The organism is Paenibacillus sp. AN1007 (assembly GCF_040702995.1).
In the GTDB taxonomy this organism is placed as follows: Bacteria; Bacillota; Bacilli; order Paenibacillales; family Paenibacillaceae; genus Paenibacillus.
Map to the genome: position 1 here is coordinate 2,140,199 of NZ_CP159992.1, position 16,331 is coordinate 2,156,529.

Below are 16,331 nucleotides of genomic sequence, written 5' to 3' on the forward strand. Positions count from 1 at the left end.
CATGTAAAGTCTTATACATGCTGGCGATCACCCGCATAATGATCGTGTCGTTCATTTTATCTACTACCTACTAAACCTGATATGGAGGAAAATCATGATGGAACTTCGTAATTACGGAAACACCGGAATGAAAGTCAGTACACTGGGTTTTGGCGGCTCGGAGATTAGAGATGCATCCATAAAAGACGTGGAAGTACTGCTTAACCGTGCATTGGATGCTGGTCTCAATATGATTGATACGGCTGAATGTTATGGGGACAGTGAGGAAAAGATCGGTAAGGTGTTGTCCCATCGCCGGGATGACTACGTTCTTTTTACCAAATGTGGACATGCAGCCGGTGTAGACGGACCTGATTGGGATGCGAAAGTGCTTGAACAAACGATAGATCGCAGTCTTAAACGTTTAAAAACGGATTATGTGGATGTCGTGCATCTGCACAGCTGTTCGGAAGAAGTGCTTCGGCAGGGCGACGTAATCGAGGTGCTGCAGCGGGCGAAAGAGGCAGGCAAAACACGTTTTATCGGGTACAGCGGGGATTCGACAGATGCGTTATATGCCATTCGGACAGATGCATTTGACAGTTTGGAGACATCCGTTAATATTGCGGATCAGGAAGCGATTGAACTAACGCTGCCTGAGGCGCGTAAAAGAAATATGGGCATTATCGCGAAAAGACCGATTGCTAACGTGGCATGGATGTATGATACGCTGACGGAAGAGGATTATGCCTACCATTATTGGAAACGGTTAAATGAGCTTAAATATGAATTTCTGAGTGATGATGCTCAGCGAGTGGTGGAAATCGCACTGCGGTTTACTCTGAGTACCGAGGGTGTGCATACTGCTATTGTGGGAACTGCCAAGCCGGACCGCTGGCAGCAGAATGCCGATCTGGTTGCGAAAGGACCGCTTGCACAAGAGCAGTATGATGCTATTCGTGCACGCTGGCAGGAAATCGCGCGGGCAGACTGGACCGGCCGCATTTGATTTGAATGAATATAAGCGTAACAACCTAACAACGAAGACTTTAAATAAGACGATCAAGTGTTTAAACCAATCCATGATATAAAATGCTGCTGAAAACTGCCTTGTTGGCAGTTTTTTTTGTAACTTTATTGTTTAACACTGTTTAATGTTTTAATATTTCAATATATGAAAAATTCACAATAGAAAATAACAAATCGAAATACCTCGTTTTAATGACGGATTTGAGTCCTTCTTCAGCAAGCGAATTATATCTGATCCTAATTGCCTGCTGTTTCAAGATGTCGTTTGCGGCTTACAGCTTACGCGTGGTGACGGTGACGGTCACGGTGTCCAACATGTTCGGATGAGCTTTTGAAAAAGAAAAGCCTCCGAAGAGGCAGGTTTGTCTTTAAGCACAAGTAAGTCACAAATAAGTACAGATAAAATCTGTTCGTACAGTTATGAAGTACATGGTTTAGCAGTGCCCTCTTATCTGCTCCAAGATCACCGCTAAGCACCGGAATGGGTATTCGTGTCTTCATCTACGCATTAGATCTATATAACTTACTGCTGTCTACCGCTGTCGGTTGACTGGACAAGTTTAGGTCGTCCTGTTTTAGATGAATCTTTAAGATTGCCATATGTGAGTTTACGCCATATCCATTCCATAGGACCTATTCTGAAACGACTCAGCCACAGCGAGGCGATGATCATGAGCGCAGCATACACAGCAAAACTCAGCATAAGTGTGCCGACAGGTTTTATAGAGTCTGCCAGGCCGGCTCCATAGCGAAGCAGCAGCACAATTCCGATGATAGAATGCAGCAGATAACAGGTCAGCGACATACGTCCGACTTTGGTAAATATCATTAAAGCACCTCGAAGCGCAGGGATATACAAAAACAACATGGCAAGACTGCTCATATAGAACATGCTGCCGGTCAAATTACCCTGCTGTCCCAAGATCATAAACAGCTCCATCCAAAATGTATTGTCAGCAGGAATCAGAGTATACAGCAGTGCACTGATCTGGGTTAACGTAAAGGCCGCCATACTGATGAACCAGATCCGTTTCCAAGTCGACGACTTGGCTTCCATGTTGTTGAAAAAGTCCATTTTAACAAAATACATACCGATTAAAAACATCAGGAACATGGAATATACCGTAGAAAACGAAGTCGCCGCCATCATCCGCATGTCTGCCCATCTTGCTGCAATGGACTCGAAATAAGTTAAGCTCGTGTGACTGGACAAGGTGAAATCGATATAAGGTGGTGCACCCGGCGAAGATGAGTTTAGAGCATTAAAGATCATCATCCAAACCGGCGCGAGAAACTGGATCAAAATGAGTGCGATAATCCAGCGCAGCAGCGTTTGCGGTGTGCGCGAATAAAAGGCAAAGAGTAAAAAGCCGGCTAAAGCGTAAAAAGTCAAGATATCTCCAACCCAGATAAAAGTGATGTGCAGCACACCAAAGCCAAATAGAATCAATAATCTGCGTGCAAACAGTTTCCGGGGTTGATCAACTCGCTGCTCGGCCCGGTTCATAAAAATCATAAATCCTACACCAAATAAAAAAGAAAATAACGTGATAAACTTTCCCTCCGCAAACGCAGATACCAGGTTATGTACCAGGTCGTCTGAAGATCTATCAAATCCTTTTACAGTATCCACGATTAGAAAATAATTCACAATAATGATGCCCAGCATGGCGAATCCACGTACAATGTCCAGGAAATGGACTCGTTCCTGCAGACGCATGGGTTGTGCCGTGTTTTGCTTTTCTCCATTCATAAATACTTCTCCTTCCGTTAATAGGTGAGGTGCCTCTCCATCAAGCGCGATCATGATGCATAGATTTCGTCTTCACTTTGGATAACTATAGTGATCGATTCTTAACAGTTTCTGAATGTTCGTTTCTTTTTTTGGAGTTGTGACAGCTTTGTGAAGTGAGCTTGCTTTCATAAATGGTTAAGAATTGTGTTTTATCTTATTACGTAAGTGTTTCCCATGGACGATATATAGTGAGGACACGTAAATACATCAGGAATCATGAGGTGAGAAGGGTATGACCCATCGAATATTAGTGGTAGAGGATGACCAGGATATTGGCGATCTGCTGCAGGAATCCCTTACAAGGGCAGGTTATGAGGTGTTGAGGGCCAAAGACGGGCAGCGTGCGCTGGAGCTTGTGGATGATGAACTGGATTTGGTCCTTCTGGATATCATGATGCCGGGGATGTCGGGGGTTGAAACATGTGAACAGATTCGTACGTATTCCAACGTTCCGATCCTGTTCTTAACTGCTAAATCGAGTACCTTGGATAAAACGGAAGGACTTCTGGCAGGCGGGGATGATTACATGACAAAACCATTTTCCGAAGAAGAGCTTCATGCCAGAGTTATTGCTCAATTGCGAAGATACAAGATATATAAGGAGAAAAAAGAGAGTGGGGATACCTTTCTTGTTGGAGGCAGGTTAAAAGTAAATGAGCATTTTAATGATGTCTGGAAAGAAGGACAGCAGCTCAAACTGTCAGATCTGGAGTATCGCATCCTGAAACTATTAATGAATAAACGAAGCAAAATATTTTCTGCTCAAAATATTTATGAAAGCGTCTGGGAACAGCCGTATTTCTATTGTTCGAACAATACGGTCATGGTGCATATTCGCAAATTACGTGCCAAAATTGAAGATGATCCGGCACATCCGGTCTATATCCTTACGGAATGGGGGAGAGGTTACCGTTTTGGCACACCGTAAATTTACGCTCAGTAAGAAACTGGCTTTGCTGATTTTGATCGCTGCTGCCGTTAGTGGTCTGCTGTTTGTAACGATGCAGAAAATCAGCAATGATTTAATAGACAGATATATGAACTCGGAAGCTTACTATGAGAGTGAGACAGCCAAATCCATTGCAAAATTCAGGCAGTACGCAGCGGCGAATCATCTATCGTCAACGGATCGGAAGGCATTTGGGGAATGGGTGAAAAAAGAAAATTACATTATGCTCACCATTTTCAAAGACAAAGTACTCCAGTATGATTCCAATTACTCGGCTGAAGATGAGGCGGCCTACGGTGTAGAGCCTGAAACACGATATGCTCAGAAACACTCCTATCCCGTTATGTTCAGTGACGGAGAGGGGAGAGTAACCGTTGACGGTTTTTTCTCATCCCGATATTACGATATCGTTTTTACCCTGGAGCTGCTGAGCGCCACAATTTTTTTTCTATCTATTGTCCTGCTGGGCATTCGTCGAAATCTCGCTTATTTGAGAACGATTCATGAGGAAATTCACATCCTTGAAGGCGGGGAGCTGGAGTATGAGATGACGATTCGAGGTCACGATGAACTAGCGATGATCGCTGAGAGCATCGAGGAACTTCGTAAAGCTTTTCTGGACAAGTTGGATGCGATCGAAACATTACAGGTGGAAAGCCGCAGTCTTGTGACTGAAATGTCTCATGATATGCGGACTCCGCTGACTTCCTTGATTATGTATCTAGAGTTCGCCAAGAAAGAAGAGGGAGAACACAGTCATTACATTTCCAATGCATACAGCAAAGCGATTCAGCTCAAAAAGCTGTCCGATAATTTGTTTGATTACTTCCTGCTGCATAAAGAACAAGAGACGGATCTTGAGAGCATTGCTGTACAAGACGCCATTTATGATCTGATATCGGATCAGATTGCGGTCCTGCGACAGGAGCATTTTGAAGTTCGCATTGTTGGGGAACTGCCGCAGGTATATATTATGGTGAATCTGGAGGAGTTGGGGCGAGTGTTCGATAACATTTTGTCCAATGTGTTGAAGTATGCGGAAAGGAAGCATGAAATCTGCATCACTTTTGAATCCGATCCGGAAATGTTTGATATCCGAATGACCAATAGGATTAAAGTTCCTGAGAATTCTCAGGAAAGTACAGGACTTGGTGAGAGAATTATTCACCGGATAATGAATCGCATGCAGGGTGAGTTTACAAGAAAGCAGGAGGGTACGTACTATAATGCGATCATGAAGTTCAGAAAATCAAAGGTCTGATCATGCAGCTGATTTGAAATGTAAATTTAATTTAGATAGAAAACACCAGGGGTTTAAATTACATCTGTGGAGGAACCATTATGAACCCGGTAGAGAAGCCAACGAAAGGCACCTTATTTGCAGCCAAACCAACGTTTACTTCACTTATGCTCACGTATCAATCGATGGTCTGGAGATTAGCTTCACGGTATTTTCGAGATCCGCAGGATCGGGATGATATCGTGCAGGAGACATTCTTGAGAGTGTACACACATATTGAACAGATGAACACCCAGAAGAACGTTGTGAACTGGATATATACAATTGGTAAAAATGTATGTCTCGATGATCTTCGTAAGAAGAAGAGACAGCATTCGGCCCCGCCTCCGCTTTATAGGCAGGATAACGGTTCCTCTCAGGATGCCATATACGAGGTAATATCCCGTGAACCTGGACCAGAGGAAAGATTAATTCAAAGTGAGACAGCCGCGGAGCACAAACGCCGCATCAATGATGCATTTCATCAAATACCTTGTAAATGGAAACCATATGTATATCAGCGGTACTGCTTGGAGATGACAGTGAAAGATATCAGTGCATTGAACAGCGTACCCGAAAATACGACTAAAACCTATCTTTTCCGGGGAAGAAAACATATGAAACAGCAGTTAATGGACATCACATATTGAAATAGGAGTCAGCACAGATGAAAACCAAAACATTATATAATAAATTCCGCAAAACACCTCACATCTTACAGGCGCTGCTGAATATTTGCTTGTTCTTTTTAGCTCTCGCTCTCAGTGCACTATTGATTAGTGAGACATGGTATATCGTTCAAATCGTGTTTAAATCCTTTTTCACTCGCGAAGATAGTTACTATGAGATGTTGTCCGAATTGCTTGTTTTCTTCTTATACTTTGAATTTATTGCGTTAATTGTGAAGTACTTCAAATCTAATTTTCATTTTCCGCTCCGTTACTTTATTTATATTGGGATCACGGCCGTTATTCGTTTAATTATTACCGATCATGATAAGGCGATGTCTACTTTCTGGTGGTCCATGGCGATCCTGGTTATGGTTTGTGCTCTTTTTATAGCGAATCGGCGCAAAGATCATCAAGATCATTAAAGTTAACAGAACGCAGGAGCTAACGAATATGAAAAAGGTAATTATTGATGGTCAAGCGATCAGAAATTTAGAGGAGCTGCGCGCTGTGCTTCAGAATGAGTTTTCACTGCATCCAGCGGATTTTGAAACTATGGATACGCTTTGGGAAGCTTTAGTATGGCATGTACCTGTGCCGGTTACGCTGGAATGGATCCATTTTAATAACAGCAGAGCTGTGCTTGGACTTTATGCAGATCAACTGATGAATTTACTATATGAAATCGACGAGCAGCTGGAAGAATTGTTTAGATTCAGTGTAAAATTATAAAAATTCAACATATGAAAAATTCACAATAGAAAACCTATTCCACTCCATTGCTGCATTAATGTTCAAGTGTCAGTTTATCTCTCCTCCCAACTTGAATATTGTATAAATGGAAATCCACATACCAAAAGGTAAGTCAACAGAAAAAGCTGCTTCTTTCTTTAAGAAAGGGCAGCTTTTTCGCTTTGTATATGCACTTGGTCCAGTTAGAAGAGAGGGTGCTTGTCTTAGAAAATGTACTGCCAAAGTGCAGTCATGAACTTGTACAAAAAGTAGAATGAGAATCCGATCAGAAGCACTCCTGCCAGGCTGGAAACGAGCTGTACCATCTTTGCGCTCATCATTTTGCGTGTAATGGAAACGATGGTGAGCAGCCCCAGATCATGCAGGAGAATACCACATAATATCCCTACTGCCGCGATGATGAAGCTCAGCTTGCCTGCGGATTGATACGAGTCCGACAATACAACGCCAAAGACAGAAACCCAGAACATTAGATTGCCAGGGGAGATGGCAACCAATAAACCATTTCGATACGTTCGCCAAAAGGAAGACGGAGCATGGGCTGCTTTCCCGTCCGTAGTGGCGAGGTTCAAATCTGAATTACGAATGGAGTCATAACCCAAATAAGCCAAAAAACCTGCACCAGCCAGCCATAATGGAATCTGCACCAAGGGGATCGACAGAATTGAAGCGAACCCAAAATACATTGCGAGAATCAAGACCGTATCCAATGTCATGCCTCCCAGACCCACTGCCCAGCCATGAAGAAATCCGTTTCGCAGCCCCTGTTTGGTCATCTCTACCGTAATTGCTCCAACGGGCATGGCAATAGCAAGACCTATGAGGATGAACTTAATATATATTTCCATAATCATTCCCTTTCTGTAAAATGGGTCAAGAAAAAACAACAGCTTGTCCACTTCACAAGTTTTTTGTAAAACAGTCTATGTATCTCTCTTCATCTCTTCACATGGATTGCAGAACGGCAGCTCTCCTCAGATCATTGGCTGGTATACAGCTTATTCGGAGGAGAGCTTGTTTAGAATGCTGATTCTATTCTTTTACTTTTTCCCGCTGCAGTGAGTGTAAAAAAGGGCACTTGGTGGGCGTAGTATCGTCGTCCCGTAAGAAATATTGTTTGTACTCCAGATTGCCTTCCGATCCGTATTGTTTTAATTCAGGATGGGCGGGAACCGTATCATAGGCGGCAAGCCGAGCGCGTATTCTAGGAGCAACAGCTGACGCCCGCTGGGGCTGCTCATTCCACAAGTCAAGTACCCAGCGTGGGGTCATCGCCAGCATAAAGTACGGAAAGTGCCTGCTTTGCCGCGAGATATGTGCTGGCGTACCGCAGTAGACGAAATAACGTTCATCATTGTAACAAAATTCCCACAAAGGATTCTCCGGGTCTTCCGGAATATCTTCCGGCCATGCTTCGGGGTCCAGACTTCGCAGCTCACTTAGAAGGTTCCAGAATGATTGTTCATAAGTAAGTACATCCTTCATCTCTTGATCCTGTTCGAAAAAGATGACCAGCGATGAATAATTTCCGAAAGTACGGGAAACCGCTCCATACTCACTTACCACTTTCGATAACTGCTCCGCAGGAGAAGCATTTCCAGACTGAAAAATAAATCCGTAGCGAAGATGACCAAGTGCATACGCCTGAGTTGCTGGGATACAGGGAAATCGTGCCTCACGGTCACTCATTTTGGCGGAAAACAAGCGGTAAGCATCCCTTTGCCATAGTTCAACCGGAAGCTCCTCATTTTCCATATCAACCGAAGAAAACAACAGCGACATCTACAATCCTCCTTTTACTTTACTTATAGGATATAGCCTGCAGGCAAAATGGTGACTGTCCATGTCATGCGAGTGAATATTGTTAGATAACCCAAACCGAAAGATTGCTAAATCAGGAGCACATATCATTAGGGAAATCGTAGAAAACTAGGTTTGCAAGCAAATTTAGACTGATGGCCTACCATGTTTTTCTATCGTGAAGACCTGATTAATCTGATTGTACCGGACAAACCCGATCCGGCTGCAGCGAATGTGTTACAGGAAACGCTGGGTGGTCAGTTCGGTGAAATGCGTACGATGATGCAGTTCTTTTTTTAGAGCAGCAATTTCAGGGGCAAAGCCATGCAGTATAGAGATCTGATTCGCCACCTCAGGGCCATCCGCTTCCTTATCTGCCTGAGCTTCCGAATGAGCACAGTTCTGGTACACATGATCTTAATGCCTAGCGAGCAGAGGGATGGCTTGACTTACGAGTGTCTCTAGCAAATGTATCCATGAGAGAAAGAGATCCTTCGGGATCTTTTTTAGACTTTTGCAGTGAAAATAAAAAGGAGCCCATCACAGGCTCCTTGTGTGTTGATATCTAATTCATCCATTCGGATACATCTAGATACGATTATGGTTTGAGAAATGGCCGAAGGATTGTCCTTGACCTTGAATTGAAGGGTTAGGCGTATTGTAAGGTTGATCCATGTAGGATACGTGCTGTGAAGAAGTATTTGCCAGCTGCTGAGCAAGGTTAGAGATCTGCTGCAGCTGCTGAATCGCTGTCTGGTGCCCTTGCAGCGCCGTTTGGATAATTTGAGCAGCTTGCTGCTCGCGTTGAGCCAGCTGTTCGAGCTGCTGGGCGTTGCTCTGTTCTTGTCTGAGCAATTGCTGATACTGCATGGAAGCTTGCTGTGTTTGTTGTGTCAGCTGTTGAGCCAGCTGAGTAATCTGCTGTGTTTGGGAAAATGGATTCATAATTGTTCCTCCTAAGTGTGTGAATTTACCTGTGTATTATGCTGAGAGGTTTAACGAAATATTCAGGGAGATGTTTTCGGTTGTTTAGGGAAGGCTATCTGTTGCGACGAATATAGATGGGAGAGGATTGACGAAATGGGTCAGGCTTCAGGAAAGTCATCGGATGAAAAAAAACTGAAATGGTGGCAGCTTAGTCTGCTGGGCGTTGCGGGCACCATTGGTACAGGCTATTTTCTCGGCTCCAGTCTAGCTATTAAGATTGGCGGACCCGCGGTAATTATAGCTTATGCACTTGCAGCGTTGGGTACATATGTTGTATTTGATGCATTGGCACGAATGACTTCAGATCACCCCGAGCAGGGGTCGTTTCGCTCTTATGCGAAGAAGGCCTTTGGCGCTTGGGCGGGTTTTGCCAGTGGATGGGTCTATTGGTTTGCCGAGCTTCTCATCATGGGCAGTCAACTGGCCGCACTATCCATTTTTTCACGCTTTTGGTTTCCTGCGGTGCCGCTGTGGATCTTTGCCGCGGGTTATGGCATTGTCGGTTTATGTATTGTTTTCTTTGGAAACAAAGGATTTGATCGGGTGGAAAACGTACTAGCGGTAATTAAAATAGCTGCTATATTCATGTTCCTTGTTCTCGCAATCGCACTGCTTGCAGGCTGGATTGGAGGCACAAAGTATGCACACAAAGTGCCGCTGGATATGGCCTCCATTTTCCCAAAAGGCGGTCTGGGGTTATGGGCTGCGTTCCTCTTTGCGTTCTATGCGTATGGAGGCATTGAGGTGCTCGGCATTATGTCGTACCGTTTGGAAAAACCAGAGGATGCACCTAAAGCGGGCAAGTTTATGCTTATTTCGCTGTCTGCCGTGTATGTCGTATCCATTGGACTTGCTCTAACGATGGTGCCGCTGTCTGCTTTTAATCCAAAAGAAAGTCCGTTTGTGCTCGCGCTGAGCAGCGATCATCTTGCTTTTGTGCCGCACTTGTTTAACGGTGTTCTCATTGTGGCCGGGTTCTCGACGATGACTGCATCGTTATATGCGGTAACTTCCATGATGATTACGCTGGCGCAGGAGGGGGATGCTCCAAAAATGTTTTCAAAGAAATGGAAGGAGAAATATCCGCTCTTCGCGCTTTCTCTTATCGGATGCGGTCTGATTGGAACGATTCTGATGTCACTGCTGCTGCCAGGGAAAGTCTATGAATATGTAACAACAGCTGCGGGTTTGATGCTGATGTATAACTGGCTGTTCATCCTGCTTTCGTCAGGAAGATTACTGAAATCAAGTACACTGGATGTGGTCAAACGATGGACCGGCCTAGTATTGATCAGCGCCGCTGTAACCGGTACTCTTTTTCACGGCTTAAGCCGGCCCGGTTTCTTTATCAGTCTGCTGCTTGTTTTCCTGATTGCTGTAAGTGATATCATCGTGCAGCGTGTGCGCAGGAAAAAACCATCCGCTGGAGGTAAAGGACAGCAAAAGAAGGCATCCTCGGAAGAGAGCAGCTTTTCGAAGCGAACCGGCTTTCACATTACAGGTATTCGCAAGCAGAAAAGCAAAATCAAGTGAAAAATAGAAACTGGAATGCTTTAAAACCGAAATAACATCCAAACGCAACCAGGGATAAGCCGGAAATAATCGCAAACCCTTTAAGTAATGATGGTGTAAGGTACTTCCGAAAAAAGCTGACGGCTGCTGCCATAAACAAATCCCACAACAGTACACCGAAAATAATGGCTGCACTGTAAAGAAGCAATTGATCCATTGTAGAGGTATGAACCGTTCTAGCCAGAACCGAGCCATAGATTCCCAGCCAAAACATGATGGAGAGAGGATTAAACAGCGACATCAGGAACCCCTGCAGGAAAGATCTGGACAGTTCCGAAGAGCCGCTGCGTATTGGCTCGGAGACCAGTGATCCTGATTTGACTATCCTTCGACCCCTGTATACAGCAATACAAAACTGCCGAACATCCATAAAAACACCTGCACATATGGAAGCTCCAGCAGATGAATGACCCCGAGATAAACGATCAATGTAGATGATAGCTGCTGCTGCGGCACCTAGTCCAATAAACCAGGCGGGCATGAAGCCTCCCCTTACACCTTTGTCCAATTGTGCGGCGTTAACGGGACCGATGGGGGCAGAAAGCGTTAATCCCAGAACAACATAGCCAATTAAAAAAGAAATAAACATGATCCTCCTTTCGTATAAACTATGTTAGTATGTTCAGCTTGCTGATTTTGTAGGACAAGAGCCAAGAAGCTGCTGAATCCGAGCTGGTGATATCGACGTCGACGGAAACGAGCATATTCCCATTGAAGTCGCTGATTTAGCGGCTTTTTATTTTATTGCCCTAAATTCTTGTCCCGAGCCAAGGACAAGAACTTGTACTGAACAGGACACAAGACCGCAGCCAATTAAAGATTAGATATATGTCTAATGATATTTATGGTTAATTGGAGAAGGTGCTTGATGAGCTGGAAAAGGCATCAACTGTTATATCATTCGATCAAACTCTTTTTATAATTAATTATGAGAAGATATTGTACAATTTCCTAAGGAGGTATGACAGATGCTGATTCATATTAATTTAGAAATTAGAGATGAGGAAGTTCCTTCTTTAAGAGAAGCAATTGGTTGGGAAAGAAGAGATGATGATTATCCAACCTTATTTCAGAGATGCAATTTTTGGGCTGGAGCGAGAGATCCTGAAGGAGTGCTCATTGCTTTTGGGTATATTGCTGGAACAGGCTTGGAACATGGGTATATGGAGGACATAATAGTACATCCAAAATATCAAAGGAGAGGAATTGGCCAACAGCTTGTAAACGAATTATTAAATGAGTCAACCGTACGAGGCTTAAGAATAGTAACTTTGACATACAGCAGGGTACACAAGGCGTTTTATGAAAAATGCGGATTCGCACCTACTCATGCTGGAATTTGGAAAGAGGACCCTATGTAGACTATCGGATAATAAAGACTTTGAAAGTTCTAATTTCAATCGCTATCATCCATATTGTTTTTTACCTTATATCTGGCCATCAGATCATCAAGGAAATTGTGGCTATATGGGGGAAACAATTCACCTTTTCCTGTTAGGTAGTTGGCCGACTTCGGTTAGTGTACAGATGGTGACGGAGGTGGAGATGTTGTGTTCATCAGCAGGTGGGGGACTCGGATAAAGAGACAAGGTTATGTGGATGAAGAATACTTGGATTACGAGTCTGGAAATGAGCTGCTTACTGAGTAAAAAAGGCAGAGATGAGGATTATCCCTGCCTTTTTAATGTTGTGTGTGTGTTGTGTGCCGTGTTAATACATTGTTAGATATCGCAATTACTAGTCTGACGATATTACGAACTTAAGGAAATCATCTTATTTACTTCCCATCCGGTCGTTTAACTTGCAGCGGAGGGGGAATGAGCCATCCTTTTTCTTTGCTCAATTGAAGGATTCGAACACCCAGTGCAGTCTTGGTAACATGATACTTGGCAAAAAGTGCACCGATATCCTCACGGATGGATTGACCAATGACTTGACTCGCAGCCACTAATCCAAGAGCTGTATCCGCCGCAATTTTGGCACCAATTTCCGGATCGGTGAATCTTGCACCGGGCGGAATATCTTCCAAAGCTACAGCAGGTCTCTCGGGAAGAGTTGGTGCGGGGGAGATGCCGTTTTCGGTAAGCAAAGCGTCACATTCCTTGATCTCCAGTCTGGCCTGATCGAGCATGTCATCCAGAATTTTCTTCAAATCTTTGTCTCCTGCATGATTCATATAAGCCTGATAACAAGAGACAGCGCCTTTAGCCGCCATGGAGCACTGCCAGACACTGAAAATTTCTCCATAATGCATTGGCTCATTTTTGGGATTACCGCTTAATATTCCCATTGATGATCCCTCCCCAGAAAGTAATTTTTTTCACTAGTTTAGGGTTCTCATGATCCACACATTTTATCCGGTTTGAAGTTAATATGAGTTAAGAATACATCATAATAATTATGTAAACTAATAACTGCTCGCTAGCTATTTGTATTTACAAATATGGAGCTGTCTAGATGCTGAAGTTTGCGTATAGGCGAAAAAGCCAGCAGTTTAGGCTGCTGACTTTTTCGATTAATGTAAGTTTTAAGCTTACGTAGAGGACGGAAACATAGGGTTGCCCTTCATTCCAATCCACAGTTCGGATGATTCGAGCTGCCCGGCCAGATGTAACAACCAATCTTCATGCCCTTTGGTCGCCATAACTTGCACACCCATTGGCAGACCTTCTGCAGTCAGATGCAGTGGAAGACTGATTGCAGGCTGACCTGTCAGATTCGCAAGCTGTGTAAAAGGGGTATAGGTCAGGCTGGGCTTGAACATATCATAGATCAGCTCTTGCTGCGCTGTTTTGCCCAGATCACTGACACACATCAATTGTTGGATTCGTTCTGCATGAGGTGTCAGTTCTCCTACCCGTGGTGCAGGATAAGCATTGACGGGTGAGATGTAAAAATCAAACCGTGCAAACAACGAGGACATCTGCGCAGCTGCTACGTCCCATTCTGCCAAGCTGTGCACAAATTCGGCAGCGGACACTTTTTTGCCGGCTTCAGCGAGTACCCATGATTCAATCTCCATATCATCCGCAGTGAGGGACCGTCCTAGGCCATGCTCCATAGAAGAGATCATCGCGGCCATCTCACCGCTGTTCATCATGTAATAATTCTCCATGAGCCGTACACCATTGACTGGACTTCGTTTTTCTTCCACATGGTGGCCCTGAGCGTCAAGGAAGTGAACAAGCTTCATTACGGCTTCTTTGGCGTCTTCGCTGACTGGTGTGCCAACCGGGGAGTCCGTAGTATAAGCAATCCGATATTTACGCTGATGCGGATAATTCATGTCCGCCAGATAACTTCCAGGAAATAACGGAGCTTGGAAGGCAGCCTCTGGTTGTATAACTTGCAGTGTATCGAGCAGTGCAGCACTGTCTCTCACCGAGCGGGATAAGGCAAAATCAATCGAGGCTCCCTGCCACTGCCGCCCTACACCTGGACCAACGGGAGTACGTCCCCGTGTCGGTTTCAGTCCGAACAATCCGCTGAATGAAGCGGGGATTCGAATGGAGCCTCCGCCATCGCTTGCGCCGGCAAGAGGTACGATGCCTGATGCTACAGCGGCAGCGGCACCGCCGCTTGAGCCGCCTGGGGAATGATTCACATTCCATGGATTGCGCGAAGGCCCATGCAGCCATGGCTCTGTTATATTTTTTAACCCGAACTCCGGCGTGTTTGTATGTCCTATCACAATAAAACCTGCTTCCTGCAGGCGGTTAACAAAATTGGAGCTTCGTTTCGCACGATGCTCATGGAATAGTCGAGAACCTGAAGTGAGTAACTCACCCTCCAGCGACTGAGAAATATCTTTAAGCAGCAGGGGAACACCCGCAAAAGGCTGTTCTCCGGGACGAACAGTGCCGGCTTGCTGCCGAGCACGGGTTTCATATGTACGAATAACCGCATTAAGCTGCGGATTCACTTCTTCCAGACGTGCAAAAGCCGCTTCGAGCAGTTCAACCGGGGATACTTCCCGGGAACGGATCAGCTCGGCCAAGCCAATCGCATCATAGGCTGTATAGGAGAATGAAGACATTAGTAATCGTTCCTCTCTAAAAATAGTTCCTGAATATTGTCCTCTGTAAATGTATGTTTCAAGTGCCATAAATCATCGTACCATCCTAAGAAGCAAAAGACAAAACAAGCCGGGAAGATCGTAAAAAAGCACTGCTCACCTCATAAGGTGAAACAGTGCTTTAGCTGCTTAAGCCGGGTGGTACGTCATGATTACTCCGTTCGAAGTTTTGGTGCGGCTTCTGCCATCGGTGCAGTACGTTCCTGCTGCTTCGAAATTGCAAACAGCGCAATCCAGATCAGGATAAAACCGAGGAGCTGCTCCCAAGTTACCAGTGTACGGAAAGCAATCCAGTTCACCAGCACGCCGGCCATCGGGAAGCTGAGCTCTGCAAGTGTGGCAACGGAAGCTTTCGTAGACGATAATCCTTTGTAGTACAGAAGCAGACTGAGCAAACCTGGCAATAGTGCCTGACCGAGAATGTTGAGTATAACGGCAGCTTGTGCCCCAGTACCTGCTGGAAGTGTCCACGGAGCGCCCTCGTTCCAGGTCATGAAAATCAGAAGTGGAAGTGCCACAACAAATCGGAGGGAGGTAACCGTTTCATACCTTGCCTGCCCCAGCATTAGTCGACCCATTACCGTAGATCCGCCCCATAAGGCTGCGGCACCAAGAGACAGCAGACTGCCTGCATGAATCCAGTTATTCCAACTGCCCAGCGGTAGTGAAAAGCCGAACGTAAGCAGGTATGTTCCTGCCAGCGCAATGATAAACAGTCCTCCGAAATGGCGCGGCAGTGTTTCTTTTAATAAAAGCTTTGCGAGAACAATCGCGAAGAGCGGCTGCATTTTTTGCAATAACAATACGGTGTTAGGATCATTATGGGTGAGCGCCAAAGTAAATAATACGGTCGCAAGTGCCGAACCACCCCATGAGATAAAGACGACAGCGATCCAGTGACGAGCACGCAGTTTTTTCAGATCATCTCGAAACTTCCAGAGTACCGGAATCGCGACAAGACTGACGATGATATGTTCGATCAGTACAATCTGTGTAGAAGTCATCGTTTTCAGCAAAATAATGCGAAATAACGGGTCTACCCCCCAAAGGGCTGCCCCTAGTACAACAAGCCAAAATCCGGTATTACTTCGTTCCTTGCGATACCTAGTTGGTGCTGATGATGTCTTTTCCATATTCAGGACTCCTTCGTCAGAACACGGAATCTTCAGTTGGCAAAATCGACAAAATCCCCCGTTCTGGCGTACGCCAAATAAACGGGGGACCATTCAAAGACAAGACGTCAGAGAAGAAAACTTCCCGTAAACGGCCTGCCATTGTGTTGATCTTCTCTCATCCGGACTGTACCGTCGGCCTTGGAATCTCACCAAGTCAGTCGCTGTCTGTAGTCATAACCACAAACAGCGAGTCGCGGGCTGGTTCTTCAAGAACATCACCGCCGGTCGGGAATTTCACCCTACCCCGAAGATCCTATTCAATTAATTAAT

16 protein-coding genes, 1 pseudogene and 1 riboswitch are annotated in these 16,331 nt (G+C 44.9%); of the genes and pseudogenes, 9 read left to right on the plus strand and 8 right to left on the minus strand.

The features are described 5' to 3' along the window. Nucleotides 1–97: 97 nt before the first annotated feature. On the plus strand, nt 98–988 hold the full coding sequence (locus tag ABXS70_RS09770) for an aldo/keto reductase (protein WP_366296589.1): 891 nt from the start codon (nt 98–100) through the stop codon (nt 986–988). Nucleotides 989–1,531: 543 nt separating this feature from the next. On the opposite strand, the gene ABXS70_RS09775 is transcribed toward ABXS70_RS09770, so the two are convergent. Continuing rightward, complete coding sequence (locus ABXS70_RS09775; protein ID WP_342551401.1) at nt 1,532–2,761, minus strand: DUF418 domain-containing protein; 1,230 nt, start codon at nt 2,759–2,761, stop codon at nt 1,532–1,534. A gap of 274 nt (nt 2,762–3,035) precedes the next feature. On the opposite strand from ABXS70_RS09775, the gene ABXS70_RS09780 reads away from it, so the two are divergent. The 5 genes from ABXS70_RS09780 to ABXS70_RS09800 all read left to right on the plus strand — a co-directional run bounded on the left by ABXS70_RS09780 (nt 3,036) and on the right by ABXS70_RS09800 (nt 6,431). Beyond that, the gene (locus tag ABXS70_RS09780; RefSeq protein WP_342551400.1) at nt 3,036–3,731 is read left to right on the plus strand and encodes a response regulator transcription factor; all 696 of its coding nucleotides are present in this window, start codon (nt 3,036–3,038) and stop codon (nt 3,729–3,731) included. Continuing rightward, the gene (locus ABXS70_RS09785; RefSeq protein WP_366295513.1) at nt 3,718–5,013 is read left to right on the plus strand and encodes a HAMP domain-containing sensor histidine kinase; all 1,296 of its coding nucleotides are present in this window, start codon (nt 3,718–3,720) and stop codon (nt 5,011–5,013) included. The genes ABXS70_RS09780 and ABXS70_RS09785 overlap by 14 nt, the downstream gene beginning before the upstream one ends. Before the next feature lie 80 nt (nt 5,014–5,093). Then, nucleotides 5,094–5,681 carry a sigma-70 family RNA polymerase sigma factor gene (locus ABXS70_RS09790; RefSeq protein ID WP_342551398.1) on the plus strand — a complete coding sequence of 196 codons (588 nt, stop codon included), beginning with the start codon at nt 5,094–5,096 and terminating at the stop codon, nt 5,679–5,681. Nucleotides 5,682–5,698: 17 nt separating this feature from the next. Next, entirely contained in the window at nt 5,699–6,124 is a 426-nt protein-coding gene (gene psiE / locus ABXS70_RS09795) for a phosphate-starvation-inducible protein PsiE (RefSeq protein WP_342551397.1), read from the plus strand. Nucleotides 6,125–6,152: 28 nt separating this feature from the next. Next, nucleotides 6,153–6,431, plus strand: a complete 279-nt coding sequence (locus tag ABXS70_RS09800; RefSeq protein WP_342551396.1) for a barnase inhibitor — start codon at nt 6,153–6,155, stop codon at nt 6,429–6,431. 224 nt (nt 6,432–6,655) lie between these two features. On the opposite strand, the gene ABXS70_RS09805 is transcribed toward ABXS70_RS09800, so the two are convergent. Both ABXS70_RS09805 and ABXS70_RS09810 read right to left on the minus strand, forming a co-directional pair. Further along, entirely contained in the window at nt 6,656–7,300 is a 645-nt protein-coding gene (locus ABXS70_RS09805) for a LysE family transporter (protein WP_366295516.1), read from the minus strand. Nucleotides 7,301–7,484: 184 nt separating this feature from the next. Beyond that, nucleotides 7,485–8,234: a YqcI/YcgG family protein gene (locus tag ABXS70_RS09810; RefSeq protein ID WP_366295518.1), complete on the minus strand. Its 750-nt coding sequence runs from the start codon at nt 8,232–8,234 to the stop codon at nt 7,485–7,487. A gap of 183 nt (nt 8,235–8,417) precedes the next feature. Between ABXS70_RS09810 and ABXS70_RS09815 the strand changes: the two are divergent. Then, a pseudogene (locus tag ABXS70_RS09815) lies at nt 8,418–8,549 on the plus strand (manganese catalase family protein); the annotation flags it as partial. 291 nt (nt 8,550–8,840) lie between these two features. On the opposite strand, the gene ABXS70_RS09820 reads toward ABXS70_RS09815, so the two are convergent. Then, nucleotides 8,841–9,197: an AMP-dependent synthetase and ligase gene (locus ABXS70_RS09820; RefSeq protein ID WP_342551393.1), complete on the minus strand. Its 357-nt coding sequence runs from the start codon at nt 9,195–9,197 to the stop codon at nt 8,841–8,843. Between the two features lie 135 nt (nt 9,198–9,332). Here ABXS70_RS09820 and ABXS70_RS09825 point away from each other — a divergent pair, with 135 nt between their 5' ends. Continuing rightward, a complete protein-coding gene (locus tag ABXS70_RS09825) occupies nt 9,333–10,772 on the plus strand; it encodes an amino acid permease (protein ID WP_342551392.1) in 1,440 nt (479 codons plus the stop codon). On the opposite strand, the gene ABXS70_RS09830 is transcribed toward ABXS70_RS09825, so the two are convergent. After that, the gene (locus ABXS70_RS09830) at nt 10,765–11,400 is read right to left on the minus strand and encodes a LysE family transporter (protein WP_366295521.1); all 636 of its coding nucleotides are present in this window, start codon (nt 11,398–11,400) and stop codon (nt 10,765–10,767) included. The two genes, ABXS70_RS09825 and ABXS70_RS09830, sit on opposite strands and share 8 nt — an antisense overlap. A 379-nt stretch (nt 11,401–11,779) precedes the next feature. Here ABXS70_RS09830 and ABXS70_RS09835 point away from each other — a divergent pair, with 379 nt between their 5' ends. After that, complete coding sequence (locus ABXS70_RS09835; RefSeq protein WP_342551391.1) at nt 11,780–12,172, plus strand: GNAT family N-acetyltransferase; 393 nt, start codon at nt 11,780–11,782, stop codon at nt 12,170–12,172. A 416-nt stretch (nt 12,173–12,588) separates the two neighbouring features. Here ABXS70_RS09835 and ABXS70_RS09840 read toward each other — a convergent pair whose 3' ends face one another. From ABXS70_RS09840 to ABXS70_RS09850, 3 genes are all read right to left on the minus strand, one after another. Then, nucleotides 12,589–13,101: a DUF3231 family protein gene (locus tag ABXS70_RS09840; protein WP_342551390.1), complete on the minus strand. Its 513-nt coding sequence runs from the start codon at nt 13,099–13,101 to the stop codon at nt 12,589–12,591. A 243-nt stretch (nt 13,102–13,344) separates the two neighbouring features. Then, the gene (locus ABXS70_RS09845; protein ID WP_342551389.1) at nt 13,345–14,847 is read right to left on the minus strand and encodes an amidase; all 1,503 of its coding nucleotides are present in this window, start codon (nt 14,845–14,847) and stop codon (nt 13,345–13,347) included. 191 nt (nt 14,848–15,038) lie between these two features. Then, the gene (locus tag ABXS70_RS09850; RefSeq protein WP_342551388.1) at nt 15,039–16,019 is read right to left on the minus strand and encodes a DMT family transporter; all 981 of its coding nucleotides are present in this window, start codon (nt 16,017–16,019) and stop codon (nt 15,039–15,041) included. A 145-nt stretch (nt 16,020–16,164) separates the two neighbouring features. Then, a riboswitch (FMN riboswitch) is annotated at nt 16,165–16,317 on the minus strand. Between the last annotated feature and the right edge of the window lie 14 nt (nt 16,318–16,331).

Excerpts from the sequence above, each read along its gene's own strand:
- ABXS70_RS09800 (WP_342551396.1), top strand. The coding sequence starts at position 6,153 with ATGAAAAAGGTAATTATTGATGGTCAAGCGATCAGAAATTTAGAGGAG.
- ABXS70_RS09830 (WP_366295521.1), bottom strand. The coding sequence starts at position 11,400 with ATGTTTATTTCTTTTTTAATTGGCTATGTTGTTCTGGGATTAACGCTT.
- ABXS70_RS09810 (WP_366295518.1), bottom strand. The coding sequence starts at position 8,234 with ATGTCGCTGTTGTTTTCTTCGGTTGATATGGAAAATGAGGAGCTTCCG.
- ABXS70_RS09835 (WP_342551391.1), top strand. The coding sequence starts at position 11,780 with ATGCTGATTCATATTAATTTAGAAATTAGAGATGAGGAAGTTCCTTCT.
- ABXS70_RS09820 (WP_342551393.1), bottom strand. The coding sequence starts at position 9,197 with ATGAATCCATTTTCCCAAACACAGCAGATTACTCAGCTGGCTCAACAG.
- ABXS70_RS09770 (WP_366296589.1), top strand. The coding sequence starts at position 98 with ATGGAACTTCGTAATTACGGAAACACCGGAATGAAAGTCAGTACACTG.
- ABXS70_RS09780 (WP_342551400.1), top strand. The coding sequence starts at position 3,036 with ATGACCCATCGAATATTAGTGGTAGAGGATGACCAGGATATTGGCGAT.
- ABXS70_RS09805 (WP_366295516.1), bottom strand. The coding sequence starts at position 7,300 with ATGGAAATATATATTAAGTTCATCCTCATAGGTCTTGCTATTGCCATG.
- ABXS70_RS09850 (WP_342551388.1), bottom strand. The coding sequence starts at position 16,019 with ATGGAAAAGACATCATCAGCACCAACTAGGTATCGCAAGGAACGAAGT.
- psiE (WP_342551397.1), top strand. The coding sequence starts at position 5,699 with ATGAAAACCAAAACATTATATAATAAATTCCGCAAAACACCTCACATC.
- ABXS70_RS09775 (WP_342551401.1), bottom strand. The coding sequence starts at position 2,761 with ATGAATGGAGAAAAGCAAAACACGGCACAACCCATGCGTCTGCAGGAA.
- ABXS70_RS09790 (WP_342551398.1), top strand. The coding sequence starts at position 5,094 with ATGAACCCGGTAGAGAAGCCAACGAAAGGCACCTTATTTGCAGCCAAA.
- ABXS70_RS09825 (WP_342551392.1), top strand. The coding sequence starts at position 9,333 with ATGGGTCAGGCTTCAGGAAAGTCATCGGATGAAAAAAAACTGAAATGG.
- ABXS70_RS09845 (WP_342551389.1), bottom strand. The coding sequence starts at position 14,847 with ATGTCTTCATTCTCCTATACAGCCTATGATGCGATTGGCTTGGCCGAG.
- ABXS70_RS09840 (WP_342551390.1), bottom strand. The coding sequence starts at position 13,101 with ATGGGAATATTAAGCGGTAATCCCAAAAATGAGCCAATGCATTATGGA.